A 22,068-nucleotide genomic window follows, 5' to 3' on the forward strand; every position below is an offset into this window, starting at 1 on the left:
TTGCCATGTTTGATCGCCCACAGAGCGGCGAGCGCGCCGTGTTGGTGCAACTGGCACTCGGCGGGTTGACGCCCGATGCCGATATGCGTAATGAATTCAGTGCGTTAGCCGCGGCCGCGGGGGCAATTGAGGTGGCGTATCTCAGCGGCAGCCGTGACCAACCCGATGCGCGGCTGTTTGTCGGCACGGGCAAGGCGGATGAAATCAAAGCGGTGATAGCCACGGAATCTGCCGAGTTGGTCATGTTCGATCACACCTTGAGTCCGGCGCAGGAACGCAATCTGGAACGCTTGTTACAGTGTCGCGTGGTGGATCGTAACGGCTTGATTTTAGACATCTTTGCCCAGCGGGCGCGGTCATTTGAGGGCAAATTGCAGGTCGAGTTGGCGCAGTTGCAACATCTGTCCACGCGATTGGTGCGCGGCTGGACGCATCTGGAACGGCAAAAGGGCGGTATTGGCTTGCGTGGACCGGGTGAGACGCAGTTGGAAACTGACCGGCGGCTGCTCGGCAAACGGATTGTGGTGTTAAATCAACGCCTTAAACGCATTGAAACGCAGCGGGCGCAGGGGCGGCGAGCGCGGGAGCGGGCGGAATTGCCGACGGTGGCGCTGGTCGGTTATACCAATGCGGGCAAGTCCACGCTGTTTAATCGCTTGACATCTGCGGGTGTTTTTCAAGCGGATCAATTATTTGCCACACTCGATCCGACGGTGCGGCGCTTGGATTTACCGCAGGCGGGCGCGGTGCTGCTGGCGGATACGGTGGGATTTATCAATCGCTTACCGCACGCGCTGGTGGCGGCATTTCGGTCAACGTTGCAGGAGGCGCGCATGGCGGATGTGTTACTCCATGTCAGCGATGCCAGTGCCGAACAACGCGAGCGGCAAGCGGCGGACGTGTTGGCGGTGTTGGCGGAAATTGACGCGGCCGAGATTCCGTGTGTGCAAGTGTTGAATAAAATTGACCAATTACCCGAGCAAACGGCGCGAGTGGATCGGGATGATAGCGGGCAGGTGACGCGGGTGTGGTTATCCGCTGCGACGGGTGACGGCGTGGATTTGTTATTAGCGGCGTTGAATGAACGGCTGCATGGTGATATGACCACGCGGCAATTATCCTTGCGGGCAATTGATGGCAAATTGCGGGCGTGGTTATTTGAACATGGTCAAGTGAAAACGGATGTGCCGAATGATGAAGGCGGGTGGGAGATGACCGTTTCTATTGCCCGAACGCAATTGGAACGGCGGTTGGCGGAGGAGGTTGGTATTTACTGCGTATAAACACGGGGTAAGGTTATGAAAACAATTACTATATTTAACAATAAAGGTGGAGTTGGTAAAACAACTTATATGTTCCATGTGGCTCATCTGTTAGCACGAAAAAACAAAACTGTGCTAATGGTAGATTGCGACAGTCAGTGCAATTTAACAGCATATGCAATGAGAGATGAAGCAATTGAAAAAGCGTGGAACGAAGATGGAAATAGTATTTACCGCGTTATTGAACTTGTTTACAGGGGGATAGGTGACATTCGTAAAACCCGTCCCACCCCTTTGAGTGAACATTTGTATATTGTCCCTGGTGATTTATTTTTAAGCAACTATGAAGATAAATTAGGTGACTCTTGGAATAGCGCAAAAGGCGGTAGCGAGCCTGATTTAAGGGTACAGTCCGCAATTTATCGGTACATAAAATGGGTTGCTTCTGAAATAAACGCGGATGTCGTGATGATTGACTTGGGACCAAATCTAGGGGCATTAAATCGTGCTGTGCTAAGTTCAAGTGATTATTTTATAGTTCCCGTCGCCCCCGATTTATTTTCAATAAAAGGCACAGAAAATTTGGGATCAAAATTAGTGACATGGCAACGTGAATGGCAACAATGCAATAATGCTTGGGCAGGAGATAATCTGGATTTACCACAAGGGAAACCGATTTTTGCTGGCTATGTCATTCAGCAACATAATCCGCGCAATAACGCGGCAGGAATGACAAAGGGTTGGCAAATATTTGGCGACCAATTGGAAAATGCAATGCAACAAAACATCATTGGAAAGTTATCTTCAAGTCAAATCATTTCTTGGGCTGATGGTTCGTACAATTTGGGCAAAATACCTAATTTACATAGTTTAATACCTTACTCTCTAAATGCAAGAAAACCTGTTTTCGATTGCAATAATGCTGATGGTCTCACAGGGGCTCACATTACCACAGCTAAAAAGTCCGTAGATCACTTCAATGCAATGGTAGAACGCCTACTAGAGTTAATCAACTAATAATCAAGCCTGTGCAAATCAAGTTATTTTTGACGACTTTGATGAGAACACTTTGTAAGCACTTCTTTGAAGTGAAAATAGATGAAAATAGCTATTTGTTCCCACGCTGGAACGTGGGAACAACCAAATACTTCTAATGCACCGCCCAATCAGCAATATCCACAAAATGCCCCGCAATTGCCGCCGCGGCCGCCATTGCTGGACTCACCAAATGCGTCCGCCCACCCGGCCCCTGCCGTCCTTCAAAATTGCGATTACTGGTGGCGGCACAGCGTTCACCCGCCTCCAATCGGTCAGCATTCATTGCCAAACACATTGAACAGCCCGGCTCGCGCCATTCAAAACCCGCATCACGAAAGAGTTGATCTAATCCTTCCGCCTCGGCTTGCGCTTTGACTAATCCCGAGCCCGGCACCACTAATGCCGCTTTAATAGATGGCGCAACTTTTTTACCCCGCGCAATTGCCGCCGCCGCCCGCAAATCTTCAATTCGGCCATTCGTGCAAGAGCCAATAAACACCTTGTCTAATTGAATTGACTTTATTGCCGTGCCGGGCGTTAAACCCATATACGCCAGCGCGTGACGCATTCCCTGCGCTTTAATGGCATCTAATTCGGCCGCCGGATCAGGCACGCAACCGTCCACGCCGACCACCATTTCCGGCGATGTCCCCCACGTCACTTGCGGGCGCAGCGTGTCGGCATTTAACGTCACCACGCGGTCGAATTGCGCCCCGGCATCGCTGACCAACGTGCGCCAATACGCCGCCGCCTCGTCAAATGCCGCCCCCGCTGGCGCGAGCGGCCGCCCGCGCAAATAGTCAAGCGTCGTGTCATCCACGCCAATCAAGCCCGCCCGCGCACCGGCTTCAATCGCCATGTTGCACAGCGTCATCCGCCCTTCCATTGACAGCGCACGGATCGCATCACCTGCAAATTCAATCACTTGCCCGGTGCCGCCCGCCGTGCCGATCTGACCAATTAATGCCAGCGCGAGGTCTTTGGCCGTGACGCCGGGCTTGAGTGTTCCCGTGACCTGCACCAGCAACGTTTTGGCCGTTTTTTGTACCAAACATTGCGTGGCTAAAACGTGTTCGACTTCCGACGTGCCGATGCCAAATGCCAGCGCACCGAAAGCGCCGTGCGTGGCGGTGTGACTGTCGCCGCAGACGATGGTCATGCCCGGTTGCGTGAAACCCTGCTCTGGCCCGATGACATGCACCACGCCTTGACGCGGATCGTCCATTGAAAACAAGGGGATGCCGAACTCGACGCAGTTGGCTGCCAGTGTTTCGACCTGCAAGCGGGCGATGGGGTCGGTGATGCCCAGATGGCGGTTGAGTGTCGGGACGTTGTGATCGGGGACGGCCAGATTGGCGGACGGGCGGCGCGGCTGGCGGCCGGATAAGCGCAGCCCTTCAAAGGCTTGCGGTGAGGTGACTTCGTGAATCAATTGCCGGTCAATGTAGAGTAACGCGGTGCCGTGTTCATCCACGCGGACGCTGTGTGATTCCCATAATTTGGCGTATAAAGTTGTGGCGCTCATGTGCGGCTGCTCCTAATCACTTAGGCACTCTTGAGTATTGAATTGTGTTGGTTATTCCCGATTAGGGAGTGGTTGATTTCATTCCGATTAATTGAAAACGCACCGGCGGCTGGCGCGGTGCGTTTTAGTTGGGTGCTATGCCAAGTTGTTAATTGGTGTCGCAGGCGTTGCCAATGCGGTCGCCGTCGGTGTCAGTTTGATCTAAATTCATTACAGTCGGGCAATTATCACACGCATCGCCAAGCCCATCTCCATCACTTTGAGCTTGATCTGGATTAGGTACTGCCGGGCAGTTGTCATTGCACAACACACCATCTTCATCATCATCTGCTTGGGTTGGGTTTTTATAATTTGGGCAGTTATCGATTGTATCTGCAACACCATCCATATCATTATCTATAGACCAGGCGTGAACCACCAGTCGACAAGGATTACTGCTACTACAGACACACTGATTTGAAGGACAGGTTCCATTCTCGTTAACTGGAACGGAACATGTAGACTCTAAAATGCCGCATGTAAAATCATTATCATTTTCAATTGCGCGGAAATTTGCATAGTATGTCCTATTTTGTTCCAATGAACATTTATTTGATGAAGTATAGATGGATGTAGTACCAGACACACTTTCTTTTCTACAATCTGGATTCGGCGGATTAAGATTGCTCGGATAATCCGAAATAGAAAACTCAAAGCTACGATGCGTAGTACCTTGTAAATCTATGGAAAACTGAACCCATGTTGGGATATTTGTTATAACTTGCCCTGCACCAAAAGGTGGTAATCGTTGTACATAAGTTATTCCGCCTTTCAACGTTCCTCGAAAGTCATTACTGCTACTACGGCAAGATGTCGTGATAGGACTTACTCCAGCACATCCAGGATAATAAACATTATTATCAAAACCATCATAAATAATGATAGTAGGATTTCGAGAGTCTGGGAAATAAACCGTGCCCGCACCGGGCTCCAAGGCATCATCAGCTGGCTCATCAATCCCCTGTGCATTGCGTCTGACCCAAGTGATAGTGGGCTGCACGGGTGGGGATAATAAGGTTTGAATTTGCCCCTCTGGGTCATAGCCAAGATTTGTACCATCATCCTTATAGTTTTCAATCACATATTTAAGAAGAACATCCTGATTGTTATCATCTATGCTGGTACCAGTCACCCCATGATCTCTCTGATAATCAGCAAACAGTAATCCAACTCTGACAAGCTCTGCAAAGCGCGCCACGTCTGTAGCAGCTGCGGAATTACAACGGGCGCCATTGATTAACGAAACAATCATCTTGCCTGGTTGCATGTTCCCGGATACCAGCTCTTTAAGCCAATAATAATAACCACCAACTTGAATATCGCATTGTCTCTCCGTCGTGTTTGTGGTAACTGTGAATTGATCAATTACAGGAACTACAGGATTAATTACAGGAACGACTGTGCAAGTCGTATTCGCAGCAGTCACATCAACATCAGCATCACGGCCAAAAATGTTTTGATAGAGACTTGTAACGAACACCCCATACAGGTCAGCCTGTTCGTCAGTTCCCCACCCCGGCAAGCGGGCTTTAGGATATATTTCCAGTCTTTCATTTTCATTCTCTTCATAAAACCACTGTGCAAATTCTGCTTCAACTGCCTCAATATCTGTTCCCGCCTCAACCGTATTTCTTATTTCTGTCAATTTATTTACCCAGTCCACTAATTCAGTATTACTGGGAGCGCGGCCGAGCGTACCTATGCAAATCTGAGTGATAAAACAGCGGTTAGAATCACTACCGGCGCAAATATCGTCTGGAATGCTGCCATCACCGCAAACAGAAACTGTCGCTTGTGCTGGGATGACCAGCAATAAACTCGCCAGCAATAGCAAGATTTGATTATTAAGGAGACGCTTGGAAAACATCGCTATAATCCTTTTCATCGTTTGAATAATCGTAAAAAAAGGGGCATTGCTGCCCCTTTCTATTTTCACACCACGCTTTTGTTACCCGAAAATAAATCTAAATAACTGCATGGCAAACATATTCACTAAGGATTTCTAGTGTAGGCATGTTCTTGTGTAATGCCGTACTGGATACCGGTCGTAGTGTTACTATATGTTTTAATACCAAAGCCTATTACTGGCAGGCCCAAATATCGGGTCTCAGTAATACCATCATTAGTATCAGTCCCAACTATACCGCCATTCTCCGCATCAGTTGCTGCATTCCCGGTGAAAGTCAGATTCAACCAACCGCTGGTAAACCCATCTTCGAGTTGGATGCCATAAACATTATTGGCAGGTGGTGGTGACGCATTTGAAATATTGCCTGCCAAAGCACTGTAGATATTATTTCCGTCAACAGCGAATGAGAGGATATTTACTTCTTTACAAATTTGCGGGACTGGAGTGGGCAATGGCGGAGAAAACGGAACATTAAAACCAACAGGCGAATTTTCTTCTCTATTAGCATAGTCATACTCAACAGTTTCACACGCACCATACGAATTAGAAAATGGTGACAGCGCTCGTCCGTCTGCATAAAAATGTTTGGTTGGGAAGGTCAAGACCCAGTCATTGAGCGCCCGCGCCGCTCCACCAATTGCATACTCGTTAATAACACTGGTTGCCATTAACAATGCACTAACACTGTCATAGCCAGTTTCAAACTCGTCAGTTTGCACACCACCTGCGCTGTTAATTTTAATAATTTCTGGTGGGAATACATCGCCTAAATCTGGTCTCGTATCGCGGGGAGGATTCAGCATCAAGCTATTATTATTATTAAAATTCGCCAACATTGTGACAGGCATGGGCACTACAAGTCCACTGCCGGCGTTAATCAAGTTAGCTGCTACCTTCATCACATTCAAAGGCTCACGAAACTGAGCTTGGATATGTTGGAACCCAGAGGTAATAACTGCCTCGTTATATTGAGCTTCAAGGGTGGGGCAAGAGGCCGGAACACCGTTACTATGAACGGCTAATGCGGCGATTGGCGAAACGGCGGGATTAGCAGTGCCCATTTCGATAATTTCAACATACCCGTCATAGGTTCGCACAATGCTACTAGAACCAACATCAGTTCGCGTAGTTCCATCGTAGTCAGCAGAAGTGAAGGCAACCCCACGCATCCCGGCTCGCGTCGCCTGACTTGCATCAGCCTCAAATGGAATCAGGGAGGGAACAGTACAACTATTATCGTTGGTTTGGATTACTGGCCAGCCTAGTGCGGGGTTGCCAGCTGCATCAGGAGGAAGTGGGGCGCCTGTAGCATCAACTGCTGCGTGCATCGTGATGGTGCCAGTCCAAACATCATTTGGCGATAAATAAATCAAAAAGTCACGCGCATCACGGCTGTTGTCATGCTCGCGGAATCGAATCTTGACTGCAATGACATTAACCGGATCCGTATTCACAATGCTAATATAAGTGTCATAACCATTGCGCGCTGAATAATACGGCACCAGCGCCACTTCACCCAGTCCATCGGGTGACAGATTCACCGCCTCAGCCGTCTGCACCGCCAATCCAGCCGCCATTGCCGCTGCAACAGCACCGGCCAACTTCGCTTTCTTAAAAAAATTCGCCATTTGAATTATCCTCTGTGGATCACAGTTGAATGAAACGAAAACCATTGAAAAATTAAAAACACCCAAGAACCGCTCCCGGCCTGACGTGTGAGTATAGCCTATGCCACCTTAATTGTCATAGCGCCCCCATTAATCAGACTGCGCAAACCACCACTGGTCAGCAACTCGAATCCAAGTCTCATCCATTCGCCGCCGCCCCTGATACAAATTGCCACCATCTGGCAACACCGTCTCATAACTCAACATCAGCGCCACCTTCGCCGACTGCAACGCCGCATCGAGTTTGACCTCCGTCACCTGCGCACCCTGCCACTTCACCGCCCCGCCAAAGCGCCCGGCAAAACTCGCGGCATCGTTCAACTGGCGAAACGCCGGCGTCTCAAAGGTATAAGCGGTTGCAAAATCCCGTTTTGCCAGCGCCGCCCAGCGCGCAGTCACCCGCGCTGAAAGCGCCGCCGCCACCGCCTGCTGTTCCGGGGTCGTGGCACGAGTAAAGATCGGCGCCGCCGCAGCTTGACCAACCACCGCCGGGGCGGGCGTCGCCACCTGCTCGACTGCGCTGGTCACACCAGTCACCAACATCAAAGCAATAGCATAACTAAGCGGTTGCAATTTCATGGAATCTCTAAACAGTCAGTGCTAAATGACGCAAAACTAAGACAAACTGCCGGATCACGTCAAGTGTCCGCCTGATCTGAACTTGGTTATGATACGATTGCTCGTTATACGCAGTGTTAGGGACACCTAATAATCTAGGCGCACAATTAGGTACACCGAACAACACTTGAACTGGCAGTTTAGCGACCCTGTACAAGTTTTGCAACATTCTTGTTTTTGCCACAACTGCCGCGCTGACCTGTCAAGATATACCGCTAAACTGGCGATTTATCAAGCGTCATTGCCACCAGCGCCGGCGATTTTCACCGCACTTGACACCAATTCCGTCTTAAAAAAACCACAGCCACCGCCATCGCAACGCCAACGGATCCGCCACGCATGTCACAACCAAACGTCATCACCACCGGACTATACGTCGCCCTGACCTATCACATCCGCGATCAACACGGGCGGGTGTTAGAACAAACTGATCTACCAGTGCATTACATTCACGGCGGCGATACCGAATTAATTGGTGGCATGGACTCCGCCCTCGTCGGCTGTAGCGCGGGCGACGAAATCGAATTTGAACTCACGCCCGCCGACAGCGGCTTTGGCGACCACGATCCTCAGCTGGTATTCACCGACGATCTGGACAACGTCCCGCCGCAATTTCGCCACGTCGGCGCGGAAGTGTTGATGGAAAGCGACGACGGCGAGTCGCGCATTTTTTACGTCACCGCCATTGCCGACGGCAAATTAACGGTGGACGGCAATCACCCGCTCGCCGGGCAACATTTAATTGTCACCGTGCGCGTGGTTGAAGTGCGCCCGCCGCGGCCAGATGATCTGCTGGAGACGGCGGGGGCGCGGTTACACTAATAATTGATCGCATTCCTACGCCGGCGCGTGGGAACGATTAACTGATAAATAATTAACCTTAAAACAACGCAACGACACTTGAATTGTTGATTCACCGACAACGTTGGGGGTGTAAATGAAACTTGGCATCGTCATTCTCGCGGCGGGCAAAGGAACGCGGATGCGCTCGGCACTGCCCAAAGTGTTGCACCCGCTCGCCGGCCGGCCGTTAATTCGCCACGTCATTGACGCCGCCCACGCCCTCGGCGCCGTGCAAATCTGTTGCGTGTATGGTCACGGCGGCGAATTAGTACCCACCACGCTCGCCGCGGCCGGCTGCATTTGGGTCGAGCAAACTGAGCGCCTCGGCACTGGTCACGCCGTCCTGCAAGCCATGCCGGCGCTGGCGGCGATGAACCGCGTGTTGATTTTGTACGGTGACGTGCCGCTGATTGAACCCGAAACGCTCAATCGGTTGGTAGCGGACAGCGCCCACACCGCGCTTGGTGTTTTAACGCTGCGCCTGCCCGACCCGACTGGTTATGGGCGAATTGTGCGCGATAAACACGGGCGGGTATTGCGCATTGTGGAACAAAAAGATGCGAGTGAAGCTGAATTAGAAATCAATGAAGTCAATACCGGTATCATTGTCGCAGACCGCCGCGCCTTAAATGATTGGCTGCATCAAATTGATAATAAAAATGCACAGGGCGAGTATTATTTAACCGACGTGATTGGCATTGCAACGGCAGCCGGCGTGCAGGTCGCCACCACCGCACCTGAAATGCCCGAAGAGGTCGCCGGCGTCAATGATCGGCTGCAATTAGCCCAATTAGAACGCTACCACCAGCGCCGATTAGCGGAATCATTATTACTCGGTGGCACGAGCATTGCCGATCCCGCCCGCATTGATATTCGCGGTGAATTGATTTGTGAACGCGACGTCACGCTCGATGTCAATTTGATTTGCGAAGGGCGGGTGCGGCTCGGGGCAAACGTCCGCGTCGGCCCCAACTGTGTTCTCAAAGATTGCGACATCGGCGCTGACACAGAAATCTTGGCTAACTGTTTGATTGAAGGCGCAAAAATCGGCGTGGGCGCTCGCATCGGCCCCTTTGCCCGCCTGCGCCCCGACGCCGACATTGGCGACCGCTGCCACATCGGCAACTTTGTCGAAGTGAAAAAATCCCGCGTCGCTGAAGCCAGTAAAATCAACCACTTAAGTTACATTGGCGACACCGACATCGGCAGCCACGTCAACGTCGGCGCCGGCACCATCACCTGCAATTATGACGGCGTCAATAAACACCGCACCGCCATTGGCGACCGCGCCTTTATTGGCTCAAATACCGCGCTCGTCGCCCCAGTTGACGTCGGCGCGGGCGCAACCATTGGCGCAGGCTCCGTCATCACCCGCGCCGCACCGGCAGATCAATTGACCCTCACCCGCGCCGCGCAAGTCACCATCGAGGGCTGGCAGCGGCCGGTGAAACTCAAACCAACGCCACCAGATTCTCAAGACTAATCAAGCGGTTACATGCTGTGCGTCGGGCGATCTGAATCCAGCGCGCCGGCCAAATACTGCTCAATTTTGCGCCGCGCCACGCCCTTATCCTGATCGCTGAATTGAATCCCGACGCCAACCGCTCGATTACCCTCCGCCCCCGCCGGCGTAATCCAAATAATTTTGCCGGAAACGGGAATACGATCCGTCTCTTCCATCAATTGCAATAATAAAAACAGCTCATCGCCCAGTTCATAGCGTTTATTCGTGGGAATAAATAACCCGCCATTCTTGACAAATGACATGTATGCGGCATAAAGCGCATGTTTATCCCGAATCGCAAAGCTGAGAATACGTTGTCGCCCGGGCTTTTTATCTTCAGACATCCGCTATGTCCCATTCACAGGTTTCATTCACTCGCGTTAATTAACAGCCGCCAAGTCTATTGCCCCGTATTATTGATCGAGCGGGCGGAACCGATGTGGTTGTGATAATTCAGCCGCCGGCGCGGGGGATTGAAACGGTGGCGCGGCAGTGGTGACGGGTGACGGCGCTGACATCATTGCCGGCGCGGGCGGATTCAATTGCCGCTGCGCCGCTTCTAATTGTTCAATCCGCCGCTTGAGTGCATCAATTTCCTGATCTTTTGCATCCGGTTTAATATCAATTGGCGCGGCGGGCGTCACATTAGTTACCGCCGGCAATGTGACTAACGGCGCGGCAGTTGGCGCAGTTGGTGCGTAATACGGCGCGGGCGCGGTGTAATGCGGTGGATAAAATGGCAATCCATAAGGTGAATAGCCCGGTGCGTAGGGTCCGTATTCAGAATAATAATAATCATCATTGCCGCCAAACCAGCGCGACGGATTCATCATATTGCCAAAATCAAAGGCATTAATTGCTGGCGCCGCGAACAACAAGGTCGCTAAACTCATTCGGCGATAATGCGCTAAACGCTGGGCTGCTGGCCGGGAATTATTCATCAGCATCATAGTAGGTTCACTCCTCCTTTTCACGCGATATTTTTATGACGGTGCGTAACACAATTGGAACATCTGCTGTTAATTGATCGTTCTCATGCGCCCGCTTAAAAACGATCAATTAACGCTATTATCACGGTTTGCCACGCACTCTTCAAATCTTGCTTTACCAAACTCGCGGCGCGAATTCAATTGTATTACTAATATCCACTTGTTCACCGTTTTGACATAAGACATAAAACCCCTGCGCAATTGCATAATCGCGGACACTTTCATTCATCACCATTGCCGCTACCGCGCCCACTGCACGATAATTGCGATACGCCGGCAATAAGCGTTTTAATCGCTCCATGCGCACGATATGCGCATCAACATGCTCGCAGGTTAATTTGCTTTTACATTCCACCGCAACCAGCGTGTCATCATTGACCACCAACAGGTCAATTTCAATTCCTTCACCATTGCGTTTAGCGGTGACATCCTGATGAAATTCATGCACGGGAATACCGCGCAATTGAAATAACCGCACCGCTGCCGGCGCGACCATGTATTCCACAAATTCACCCAAACGATTACCTAAATCGCCGAGGTTTTTTGATAGTTTATTCACTATTCGGTCAGTTTCTTTTATCCGATCAGCCAGGTCTTGAATCTTATGATCGGTTTCTTTATTGCTATTCACAAGTTCTTGAATCTTATGATCGGTTTCTTTATTGCTATTCACCAAGTCTTGAATCTTGCGATCCGTTTCCTGACCAAGTTGCGCAATTCGCCGATCAGTGTCTTTTCTGATTTGTGCCGCCTCACGCAAAATTGCCCAAATTTCCTCTGCTTGCGGACTCATTTTGTTACTCCTTAAATTGCAACGCTTTTTACTGAAAGTTAATTGATTTTGCGCAACAATTATACATGTTCATGCGCCCTGACATGCACCGGTTCTAATGCCAGCCGCTGTTTTAATGCCGACTGTTCAGCGCGTAACCAATTCAACCACGCGGTTAAATCGGGCGCACTGCTGCGGGTGTTTAATTGAAAACATGGACTATGAGTCGCCAAATGACGCAATGCCTGTGCCGCCCGCGCTGGTTGAAATTCCGGGCAATAGGGCAATAAATCTGTTTTCGTGATTAATACCAAATCAGCGGCGCGAAACATCACCGGATATTTCGCCGGTTTATCATCGCCTTCCGTCACAGATAATAAAACGACATTGCGATGTTGCCCCAAATCAAAACTCGCCGGACAGACTAAATTACCGACGTTTTCAATTAACAATAAATCAATCTTATTTAAATCCAAACGATGCAGCGCCTCATGCACCATATTCGCGTCTAAATGACAAGCCGTGCCGGTAGTAATTTGCACCGCCGCCACGCCTTTTGCCCGAATGCGTTGCGCATCATTTTCAGTTTCTAAATCGCCTTCAATCACCGCAATGCGCAATTCAGCCGCCAACGCATCAATGGTTGCTTCTAATAAACTGGTTTTACCCGCGCCGGGTGATGACATCAAGTTAATGACCAAAATGCCGTGTTGTTCACAATGAGCGCGATTATGAGCCGCCTGCTGATCATTGGCATTAAGCAATGGTTTTAATACCGTCAACTCCACCCGCCCAGCGGCGTTTGTGGTGATAGGTTCATTAGAATCAGTTAAATCATGCTGATGACAGCCGCAAGTATCACACATAAATCAATGCTCTCAAAATGAAGTTAAGTAATCAACACCGCGGGCGGATTTTGCACAACTGATCCAACGGTACGCCCGATTGAATTGAATATGGGTTATTCCAACGTTAATTCCAAGTGGGCTAATAACAACTCATCGCCACTGCGCACTTGAGTGTGATAACTGTGACACACACCGCAGCACAGGTTATTTGCCGTTGCGTCACTCTCAGCCCCGCAATCATGGCAATAAACGCGCACTGGGCTAATGATAATATCCAGCACCGCCGTTGCTGCAAGACTATTAGCTGCTGCAATTGGCCACGCAGTGGTTAATAAACTGGGTTCAATGCCTGACAGCGGCCCCAAATGTATTGTCATGCGCTCAACCCGAATAGCGTGATGCTGCGCCGCCAGTGTTTCTACCTGCTCTAATAATGCAAAACAAAGTGATAATTCGTGCATGATGTGACAGTCAAGTGATTGCGCGAGCGCATTAAATCCGATCACCTTTTGCTAAATTACACCGCCGACATAATAATTGCAAATTATCCACCGTATTCGCCCCGCCCTTACTGAACGGAATAATATGATCGAATTCTAAATAAGACGTAGCCCCGCATTGCACACATTTACCGCCATCGCGTTGCCACACGGCAATTTTAATATGCTGCGCGATATGCCGATTAACCGCGTCGTCTTCATGGGGAATTAACAACTGGCGTTTGGCAATTTTCGTCATGGTGGTTAATACCGCTTCCGTCAATTCCGCATCATTAACACGATAATAGCCATTGCCCTGCCGCGTGGATAGTTCTAATACGACATGCGGCGGTTCTTGACCAATACGCATGATGTTTTTCCACAGCATTGTCCAGCCGCCTTCTAATGATAAAAAATGCAGTTTTTTATTGGTGGCTAATAATTTACCGGCAATGGGTATGATACCACGCGCTGACATTTTTTGATACGCTGATTCAATTTCTAAATGGCAAGTTTCATCCGATTCTAAACACAGCGTGGTCGTCACCGTCTCCAATTGACCTTGCCGAATATCACTGATTTTTTTCAAATACGCCAGTCGTTCTAATAACCGTTCAATCGCCCGAGTAGGCAGATTGAATTGCTGGCATAATTGATGAAAACTGGCTTCTTCATCACTGGTAATCACGCCGTCGGCCGCGTAAATAGTTAAAGTTCGTTCTAAAAATTCCAGAATGTCATCATAGATAAAATATAAGAATTCGCTCCATTCAATCCGCGCTTGCTGCACCGACTGATGCAACCGCTGCCATTCAGCATCCGTTAAAATATCATCCTGACAATCGGCAATAAACTGTTGACGCAATTGATTTAATAACTGGCGCACCTCAGCATCGCATTGACTGCACCGCCGCGTGTATTGATGCGGCTGTAAAAAATGTCCGCTGTCTTGATGAAAGGTGCGCTGACAGCGGGCGCATGTTGTGGGTGATGAATGCGCGGCGCCGGCTGGTAATGATTGAGTCGGTTCATTACCCGTCGCTGTGACTGGTGCAATGGATTCATCAATTGCCGTTGCCACTTCGCCGCCAAAATATTGCACCAGCGCATCCAATCCGCCATTAAATCCCTGCCCTAATGCTTGAATACGCCAGTGCGCATCTTTGCGGTACAGTTCAATTAACATCACGGCACGTTCTGCTTGAAAATCAGCCGCTTGGAATTGAAAACTGATCACCGCTTGCGTATTCACCCAGCAATGCACTTGACCGCTAGTGATGTCACCCATCACGCCCGCGCCATCAATTGCGGTGGTCAACACTAATTTGGTGATCTGCGGTGATAATTTGTTTAAATCAATTAAAAACCGCACCTGCTCAGGCGCTGTGAGTTGGTCAGATGCGGCTAATGAAACGCCGCCGCAGGGCGTCACTGGTTGATTATAAAAGGTCATGTAGCGGTCGTCGGTTAATTGTTCTTGGGCATTTAAACCGAAACACGCATAATCAAAAGTGAGCGCCGGCGCGTGAATTGCAACGCCAATGCTGAATTGGGTAGTTGGAATGACATCGTGCAGATTGACTCGTTGTCCGCGTAATAAATTCATGCGCTCACTCTCAGACAATGCGGTTAAAATTGAATCGTTCCCACGCACCCGCCAGCCGGGCTGTTAAATGCTCCAGATAACGCAACCGTCATTCCCGCGAAAGCGGGAATCCAGAATGCGCCGCCGCTGGATTCCCGAAGACGCGGGAATGACGCTGCGGGCAGATTTGAATGTTGCGTCTATCAGCACTTAACAGCCCTGCGCGCCCGCCCGGGACGATCAATCGAATTAAAAACTCCCCAAATAAGTATAGCCATATAGCCCGGCTTTCAATTCCAAATAAAAGCGTTCGCGGGTGGCCTTGTCTAAATCGGCTGCTTCTAATTGCCGCCGATACCCAGACAGTAAAGCGCGGGGTTCAAAATGCACATAACGTAATAATTCTTCGGTCGCATCGCCGCGCTCGGGTTCTAATAACCGATAGCCGCACGGGGCTTGCGGGTCTAATTCTACATTCACCGCATCAGTATCGCCGAATAAATTATGAATATCGCCGAGGATTTCTTGATACGCCCCGACCATAAAAAAGCCGATTAGATAATTCTCGGTTTGAGGATCAAATGAATGCACCGGCAAGCTGGCTTCAATGCCATCTTGATCCACATATTGTTTAATGCAGCCGTCGGAATCGCAAGTTAAATCTTGAATAATGGCGCGTTCGGTCGGCAATTCATTTAATCGCTGTAATGGCACGATGGGGAAGATTTGGTCAATGGCCCACACGTCGGGGAGTGATTGAAACAGCGAAAAATTGCAGAATAATTTGTCGGCTAAATCGGCGTTAATGGAGTCTAATAACTCGCGTTGCCGACGGCTATTGGGAGTTAATTGTTGACGCAATTGCTGACAAATAGCGGTATAGAGGGCGTCGGCGCGGGCGCGAATGATTAATGACACGTCGCCATGTGCAAAGCGTTGGCGAATGGTGTCGCGTAATTCTTGCGCTCGATGCAGGATTTCTTGCGCGGCCGTAGTGGTTTCGGCTAATGCGAGATGCTCAGTTAATAATTGCAAATCCGCATCAGTGGCGTCGCTATCTAATGGCGCTGGGCAAGTGGTATTAACAACTTGTTCGCGGGCGACGACATCGGTAATTAACACGGCATGATGGGCGCTAATGGCGCGGCCGGATTCGGTCATTAAATTAGGTGGCGGGAGGCGGCGCGTTTGGCAAATGCGGGTGAGCATTGAGACGACTGCTTCGGCGTATTCATCGGCATTGTAATTGACTGAACAATAATTGCGGGTGCGGGTGCCTTCATAATCAACACCTAAGCCGCCGCCGAAATCGAGTGTATCTAATGGTGCGCCTAATAATCGCAATTCGGCATAAAACTGTGCTAATTCAGCGACGCCATTGCTGACATCTTGCAAGTTGGGAATTTGCGAGCCGAGGTGGGCGTGGAGCAGGTGTAACCAGTGCAATTGCCCGGCGGTTTTGAGGCGTTCGACGAGGGCGAGAATTTGTGTGGCAGAAAGGCCGAATTTGGCTTTTTCGCCACCGCTGTTTTGCCATTTGCCCGCGGCCGCGGCGGCCAAGCGTACGCGCACACCCAGAAGCGGTTCTACGTCTAAACGGGCGGCTTCGTCGGCGATCAGGTCGAGTTCGGCCGCCTTTTCAATCACGATGAACACGCGGATGCCCAGCCGCCGCCCGATCAGTGCCAGGCGGATGTATTCGCGGTCTTTGTAACCGTTACAGACCACAGTTTCGCCCGGCGGCACCAGCGCCAGCACGGCGAGTAATTCGGGTTTGCTGCCGGCTTCTAAACCAATTTGTCCAGTGCTGAGAATGGCTTGCACGACGCTGCGTTGCTGGTTGACCTTGATTGGATAGACCGGACGGTAGCTGCCGCCGTAACTGTGGCGGGCGATGGCGGTGGCAAAGGCGGTGCGCAGGCGGCGGACGCGGTGGCGTAACAGGTCGTCGAAGCGCACCAAGACGGGCATGGATAATCCGTTGTTGCGCAGGCGGTTGGTCAATTCGATTAAATCAATGGCGGTGGGGCGGTTGGGGTCGGGGCGGACGCATAAATGGCCGGCGCTGTTGATGTGAAAGTAGCCTTCGCCCCAGCGGCTGATGGCGTAGATGCGGTCGCTGGTGGTGGACGGGGCGGGTGACGCTGATGCAGCGGCGTCGGGTGTGGTTTCCATGTTGACGATCTCGGTGAGGGTTGCGTAATAGTTGCAAGTGGCGAATATGTTGACACGGCGGCGGGTGATGCGAGCGGCCGCCTCAGGTTGGCAACTGGCATCACTGCGCTCTCTGATTGCGCGTTTCCACGCTGGCGCGTGGGAACGATCAAAACCAGCGCCTGTGCATTCTGGATTTCCACCTACGCGGGAATGACGAGGGGCGCAGTTTTAATTGGTGATTGATTAGCATTTAACAGCCGTGCTTTTGCAAAAGGGAAATAAAAACCCCGCTTTTGTAAAGGTGTTGATTAATCAATCATTCATGCTCCAACTGCATGACTCCTATAATCAAATCGTGATGCTGGCATGACAGTTGCGAACGTTCGCAAATGCAGTCACGCCCGGCGCGGCGTATGACAATTTTGCAATTTGTGCGTGTCAAGTATAGGCACGTTACGTCGAATCGGGTAGCGGTGGCACGGCGTCAAGCACTTGACTCTGTTGTTTTTTTGCCAAGTGTCGTATTGCGCTGACAAATGACGGTGCCGAGTGGATAAAGCGGCCTTATACTTGGGCCGAGCCGCGCTGGGCAGTGCGGCGCGACGTTTGGCTTTGAAGAACGAGTGACAGGGGGAAGTGACCATGTGTGCGCGTAGGATTTGTTCAACAATATTAATTAGTTGCGTAATGGCGACAGTGCCGATTGTGGCCGCAGCGGCGACCGATTCAACCGTCGGCGCGACCTATGAAATGGGTTTTGCCGATGGTTATAACCAGGGTGTGAGCGCGGGGCGGGCAGCCGGCGCGGGGGAATGCGCCACCAATCCCACCGGCTGCGGGATCACCTTTGCGGCGCTGGCGGCCAGTCGCAGTTGGTACGGTGAAACAGAGGCGAATGACAACATTGTATCCGCCGATCCGCTGGCGCTGGATCAGGGCTTTTTAGCGCAGAGTTACGCGGCCGAAGATCAGGATTGGTTTTATGTCGTGACGACGGCGCAGAATACGAATTTGACTTTGAACTTTTCAATGCCGAGCATGGCGGTTGGTAGTTTGGCTGGCTGGGTGATTTCTATTCGGGATGCGATTGGAATGCCAATTGCGGAGTTTAATACCGGCTATACGTCAGTAGCGGATGCGCGGGTTGGAATGGATTATTACGTCACGCTGGGATTAAAAGGGACGTATTATGTGGTGGTGAAACCGGCGCCGGATGCGTTGAATTATAATCAATACCAGGTGAAAGCACATTTGGAGGCGGCGGCGAATACGGATCCGAATTTTGTCGTCGGGTTTTATGATGCGGAGACTGAGCCGAATAATGATCCGACGGTTGCCGATGTCATTACCAAAGGCGTATCCATGTATGGTTTGATTAACTTAATGTTTAATGGCGTGGTCGCCGGTGATCCAAGTTATACCTGGGGACAGGGTGAAGATGATTGGTATGTGTACGAAAGCCCGGGAAATGAAATTGTGCGCTTGTCATTCTGTGATCGGGAGTATTGTTCAGCGGGTAATTGGTCGGTGCAGATTTTTGATGAAAATGGTATTGAACGCACGGATGTCAGCAATTATGTTGATGCGTGTAATAATCCAGTTAATCCACCGCCGGCGGATGGCTGTGGCGGGGTTTTACCATTATTATCCTATGATGAAGTGGCATTGGTGACGTTTAATACTACCAGTTGCGGGGCTAGTCCGTGTGAATGTGATGTTGATTGTCGCCCGGTGCCGGAGGTGTGGAATATTGGATTAGAACACGCCGGCAAGTATTATATGCGGGTGAATCATCAACGGCGAATTGAGGCACCCTGTGCGGCATTTGCGTTGGATACGGATAATAATGGTGTGTTGAACAACGATGACAGAGTAAATGGCGTTTTCAGTCCTTGTGGTTGTGCCAGTGGTTATAGCTGTGACATCACAGTTCTCAATCCAAATATCACTGCGGCAAATATTAATTGCGCCACAGAAGTACAAACAATTACAGATGCAAATGGTGAAACTACCGAGTCAGTAGGGACATGCCCACCCTGTTCAAATGGCACTGGCGGCGGTAATGAAGCACAATGTAATCTTGGCTGTGGGTGTGCTGCTTATGGTTCGGTCGTTCAATTACCGCTGTGGGATGATGCTGAAGCAAATAGCGTGTACACCTCCCAATACAACTACAGTTGGACAACCAACCCGCGTGGCTCAGAAATCACCACGCCATCCAATAGCACCATTAACACCGACGCTTACACTGATTACACGAATCGCCCGTCGGCGTATTAAACTGCACCGTCAGTTGGAATAAGTCACCGGTCATCATAGCCGGTAGAAATCAATTGAACGCCCGGCGGCAACGTCGGGCGTTTTTTTATTTATATCTTCCAGTTTTGTAGAATTTGGTGTACTGTGTAAGCCACGTTTTAGAGTAGATTTAGTTGGGTTTTGCGTTGATTCAGACCATCGAGTTTATTGAAACCAGCATCTTTACGCATCAAATTCAGGCAATCGCTACAGATGATGAAATGCAGCAACTTCAGCGTGAACTGATCGAACAGCCTGAAAAAGGTGATTTAATTAAAGACACCGGTGGATTAAGAAAAATTCGCATGGCAACTGGTATTTGCGGCAAAAGCGGTGGCGCTAGAGTGATCTATTTCTTAGCAACATCCCAAACCATTTACCTCATTGCAGCTTACGCCAAGCGTCAAAAAGAAAATCTAACATCCGCAGAAAAAGCGGCGCTAAAGAAACTCACGAAACAATTACACAGCGAGGCACACCATGAGTCTATTTAATGACCTTCAAAACTCTTTAGAAGAAGCCGTTGCAATTCAGCAAGGTCGTCAATCTGCCAGTCGCGTCACCCGCCATGAAGTGATTGATGTCAAAGCCATTCGCGCCCAATTAAATGTCTCACAAAGTGAATTCGCCAGCGCTCTTGGCACCAGCATTGATACCATCAAGAGTTGGGAAAGCCAGCGGCGCAAGCCGTCCGGACTGGCCGCTAAAGTATTAGCGACTATTCAAAAGAAACCGGATTATTTCCAAGAACTGGCAGCACATTAACTCTTGCTGCGTAATAGTTTAATTGAGTTGACAATCGCACTCCAATCAATGACCAACTTGCCGGGTAAGCAATGGAATAATTGCTCCCGCAAGTCACACAATGGCAGGGCTGTAATGACCACAACCTATGAAGACATCCTCAATTTATTTCGTGAAATTGCCGAAGATCGCAAAGCCACTGAACGACAATTGAAAGCAATGGCAGAGGAAACTGAACGACGTTTTCAGGAAACTGAGCGGCAATTTCGGGAAACTGATAAAAAAATCGCCGAAGTGAATAAAGCAATTGGGCGATTAGGTAATCGGCTAGGCGAGTTTATTGAAGAATCCGTGCGTCCAGCCGCGCTGCGCTTATTTCAAGAGCGGGGCATTGCAGTCAATCAAGTTCAGCAACGAGTGAATATCAAAAAAGCCAATGATGGTGTAGAAATTGATTTAATGGTTGCCAATGGACAAACGGTGATTGGGATTGAATGCAAAAGTGAACTATCACTGGATGATGTCAACGATCATATCGAGCGGTTGGGCAAATTAAAACAGCTGTCAGATGATTATGCACATAAACGGATTTTAGGTGCGGTGGCTGCAATGGTCATTCCCGAAAACGTCGCCAAATACGCCTATCGCAAAGGCTTATTTGTCATTGCCCCAAACGGTGAAAACTTGGATATTTTGAATAATGAACAATTCGTACCACAGGAATGGTGAATCATGTTAGTCACATTCAAAACCGACGCTCATGCCGACATCATCATGTTTGGTGACGTTGCCATTGCATTATTAAACATGATGGGACACAGCGGCCACATTTCCGGCGCTTTATTAGCGGAAGATATTCCCGCCGCATTAACGCAATTACGCGCCGCGGTCGCGGCTAATCCCGAACGGCCATTAAATCCGCCGCACCCTGCGCATCATCATAGCCCGCGTGAATTGGCCGACGCGCAATTAAACAGCGTGAGTTTAGCGCACCGGGCTTTGCCGTTAATTCAATTATTAGAAGCAGCACAGGCGCGCAATAAAAATGTGTTGTGGGATTATTAAAAATGACGGCGGCGTTCCCACGCTGGCGCGTGGGAACGATCAATAAATGCTTCTATGCCTTGCATGACATGGGGTTGAATATAAACCAAAATCGCTACCTGATTAATTATATTTGAGATAAAACACTCATGCCTGAAATTTGTCGTTTTCTTGGTATTGTAATTACCATGTATTTTGATGAACATAATCCTCCACACTTTCATATACGTTACAACGACTATCGTGCTGTTATGTCTATTCGAGAATTAAATATCTTAGATGGGCAATTACCAGCAAAAGTGCGAGGGCTGGTTTCTGAATGGGCAGAGTTGCACACCCAGGAACTACTTGACATGTGGGAAACAAAACAGTTTTCGCGTATTGAACCATTAGTTTAGGAATAAAAATACATAATGATTGCTTTACAAGAAGCCAAATATTGTCACGATTTCTGTGTATGGTTACGGTTTAATACCGGCGAAGCAGGTGAAGTCAATCTTGCTGAGATTGTGCGCCGTTATCCACAAGCCAAACCATTACAGGATATTGAACAATTCCGTCAGTTTTATTTAGATGATTGGCCAACCTTGGCGTGGGAATGTGGTTTTGATTTATCACCAGAATTACTTTACCAATGTTTAACCGGGCGGGTGCCGAATTGGAGTAACGATGAAATAAGTCACGGCGATTAAGCAGCCGCTATATGGTATGATTTATTTATTCCCACTTTTTATTATAAAGAAACTC

The 22,068-nt window shown here is 49.7% G+C and carries 22 protein-coding genes; 11 read left to right on the forward strand and 11 right to left on the reverse strand.

The window, feature by feature from the left end; genetic code table 11:
- Positions 1–5 precede the first annotated feature (5 nt).
- Together hflX and HUK38_RS08595 are read left to right on the forward strand one after the other, a co-directional pair.
- Positions 6–1,283 carry a ribosome rescue GTPase HflX gene (hflX, locus tag HUK38_RS08590; protein WP_182583916.1) on the forward strand — a complete coding sequence of 426 codons (1,278 nt, stop codon included), beginning with the start codon at positions 6–8 and terminating at the stop codon, positions 1,281–1,283.
- 15 nt (positions 1,284–1,298) lie between these two features.
- Positions 1,299–2,279: a ParA family protein gene (locus HUK38_RS08595; RefSeq protein WP_182583917.1), complete on the forward strand. Its 981-nt coding sequence runs from the start codon at positions 1,299–1,301 to the stop codon at positions 2,277–2,279.
- 133 nt (positions 2,280–2,412) lie between these two features.
- On the opposite strand, the gene leuC is transcribed toward HUK38_RS08595, so the two are convergent.
- The 4 genes from leuC to HUK38_RS08615 form a co-directional block, all read right to left on the reverse strand.
- Positions 2,413–3,825, reverse strand: coding sequence for a 3-isopropylmalate dehydratase large subunit (leuC, locus tag HUK38_RS08600; RefSeq protein ID WP_182583918.1), 1,413 nt, complete (start codon positions 3,823–3,825; stop codon positions 2,413–2,415).
- A gap of 148 nt (positions 3,826–3,973) precedes the next feature.
- On the reverse strand, positions 3,974–5,731 hold the full coding sequence (locus tag HUK38_RS08605) for a thrombospondin type 3 repeat-containing protein (RefSeq protein ID WP_202985528.1): 1,758 nt from the start codon (positions 5,729–5,731) through the stop codon (positions 3,974–3,976).
- A gap of 125 nt (positions 5,732–5,856) precedes the next feature.
- Entirely contained in the window at positions 5,857–7,401 is a 1,545-nt protein-coding gene (locus tag HUK38_RS08610) for a hypothetical protein (RefSeq protein ID WP_182583919.1), read from the reverse strand.
- A 129-nt stretch (positions 7,402–7,530) separates the two neighbouring features.
- The gene (locus tag HUK38_RS08615) at positions 7,531–8,019 is read right to left on the reverse strand and encodes a hypothetical protein (protein ID WP_182583920.1); all 489 of its coding nucleotides are present in this window, start codon (positions 8,017–8,019) and stop codon (positions 7,531–7,533) included.
- Positions 8,020–8,397: 378 nt separating this feature from the next.
- Here HUK38_RS08615 and HUK38_RS08620 point away from each other — a divergent pair, with 378 nt between their 5' ends.
- Complete coding sequence (locus HUK38_RS08620; protein ID WP_182583921.1) at positions 8,398–8,880, forward strand: FKBP-type peptidyl-prolyl cis-trans isomerase; 483 nt, start codon at positions 8,398–8,400, stop codon at positions 8,878–8,880.
- A gap of 115 nt (positions 8,881–8,995) precedes the next feature.
- A complete protein-coding gene (gene glmU / locus HUK38_RS08625; protein WP_182583922.1) occupies positions 8,996–10,384 on the forward strand; it encodes a bifunctional UDP-N-acetylglucosamine diphosphorylase/glucosamine-1-phosphate N-acetyltransferase GlmU in 1,389 nt (462 codons plus the stop codon).
- 8 nt (positions 10,385–10,392) lie between these two features.
- On the opposite strand, the gene HUK38_RS08630 is transcribed toward glmU, so the two are convergent.
- The 7 genes from HUK38_RS08630 to speA all read right to left on the reverse strand — a co-directional run bounded on the left by HUK38_RS08630 (position 10,393) and on the right by speA (position 17,253).
- Complete coding sequence (locus HUK38_RS08630) at positions 10,393–10,749, reverse strand: PilZ domain-containing protein (protein WP_182583923.1); 357 nt, start codon at positions 10,747–10,749, stop codon at positions 10,393–10,395.
- Positions 10,750–10,818: 69 nt separating this feature from the next.
- Positions 10,819–11,346: a hypothetical protein gene (locus tag HUK38_RS08635; RefSeq protein WP_182583924.1), complete on the reverse strand. Its 528-nt coding sequence runs from the start codon at positions 11,344–11,346 to the stop codon at positions 10,819–10,821.
- 163 nt (positions 11,347–11,509) lie between these two features.
- The gene (locus HUK38_RS08640) at positions 11,510–12,187 is read right to left on the reverse strand and encodes a DUF3782 domain-containing protein (protein WP_182583925.1); all 678 of its coding nucleotides are present in this window, start codon (positions 12,185–12,187) and stop codon (positions 11,510–11,512) included.
- Positions 12,188–12,246: 59 nt separating this feature from the next.
- Positions 12,247–13,032 carry a hydrogenase nickel incorporation protein HypB gene (hypB, locus tag HUK38_RS08645; protein ID WP_182583926.1) on the reverse strand — a complete coding sequence of 262 codons (786 nt, stop codon included), beginning with the start codon at positions 13,030–13,032 and terminating at the stop codon, positions 12,247–12,249.
- A gap of 95 nt (positions 13,033–13,127) precedes the next feature.
- A complete protein-coding gene (locus tag HUK38_RS08650) occupies positions 13,128–13,475 on the reverse strand; it encodes a hydrogenase maturation nickel metallochaperone HypA/HybF (RefSeq protein WP_182583927.1) in 348 nt (115 codons plus the stop codon).
- Between the two features lie 31 nt (positions 13,476–13,506).
- Positions 13,507–15,099: a TerD family protein gene (locus tag HUK38_RS08655; RefSeq protein ID WP_182583928.1), complete on the reverse strand. Its 1,593-nt coding sequence runs from the start codon at positions 15,097–15,099 to the stop codon at positions 13,507–13,509.
- Positions 15,100–15,327: 228 nt separating this feature from the next.
- On the reverse strand, positions 15,328–17,253 hold the full coding sequence (speA, locus tag HUK38_RS08660) for a biosynthetic arginine decarboxylase (RefSeq protein WP_182583929.1): 1,926 nt from the start codon (positions 17,251–17,253) through the stop codon (positions 15,328–15,330).
- A gap of 669 nt (positions 17,254–17,922) precedes the next feature.
- Here speA and HUK38_RS08665 point away from each other — a divergent pair.
- The 7 genes from HUK38_RS08665 to HUK38_RS08695 all read left to right on the forward strand — a co-directional run bounded on the left by HUK38_RS08665 (position 17,923) and on the right by HUK38_RS08695 (position 22,013).
- Positions 17,923–19,515, forward strand: a complete 1,593-nt coding sequence (locus HUK38_RS08665) for a hypothetical protein (protein WP_182583930.1) — start codon at positions 17,923–17,925, stop codon at positions 19,513–19,515.
- A 164-nt stretch (positions 19,516–19,679) separates the two neighbouring features.
- Entirely contained in the window at positions 19,680–20,027 is a 348-nt protein-coding gene (locus tag HUK38_RS08670; RefSeq protein WP_182583931.1) for a type II toxin-antitoxin system RelE/ParE family toxin, read from the forward strand.
- Positions 20,014–20,298, forward strand: a complete 285-nt coding sequence (gene nadS / locus HUK38_RS08675) for a NadS family protein (RefSeq protein WP_182583932.1) — start codon at positions 20,014–20,016, stop codon at positions 20,296–20,298. Before HUK38_RS08670 ends, nadS begins: the two co-directional genes overlap by 14 nt.
- Before the next feature lie 114 nt (positions 20,299–20,412).
- Positions 20,413–21,006, forward strand: coding sequence for a DUF3782 domain-containing protein (locus tag HUK38_RS08680; protein WP_182583933.1), 594 nt, complete (start codon positions 20,413–20,415; stop codon positions 21,004–21,006).
- Positions 21,007–21,009: 3 nt separating this feature from the next.
- A complete protein-coding gene (locus tag HUK38_RS08685) occupies positions 21,010–21,342 on the forward strand; it encodes a DUF1840 domain-containing protein (protein WP_182583934.1) in 333 nt (110 codons plus the stop codon).
- A gap of 128 nt (positions 21,343–21,470) precedes the next feature.
- Positions 21,471–21,719, forward strand: a complete 249-nt coding sequence (locus HUK38_RS08690; protein ID WP_182583935.1) for a DUF4160 domain-containing protein — start codon at positions 21,471–21,473, stop codon at positions 21,717–21,719.
- A 15-nt stretch (positions 21,720–21,734) separates the two neighbouring features.
- A complete protein-coding gene (locus HUK38_RS08695) occupies positions 21,735–22,013 on the forward strand; it encodes a DUF2442 domain-containing protein (protein WP_182583936.1) in 279 nt (92 codons plus the stop codon).
- The last annotated feature ends 55 nt before the right edge of the window (positions 22,014–22,068 follow it).

Source organism: Thiospirillum jenense (assembly GCF_014145225.1).
GTDB classification, from domain to species: domain Bacteria; phylum Pseudomonadota; class Gammaproteobacteria; order Chromatiales; family Chromatiaceae; genus Thiospirillum; species Thiospirillum jenense.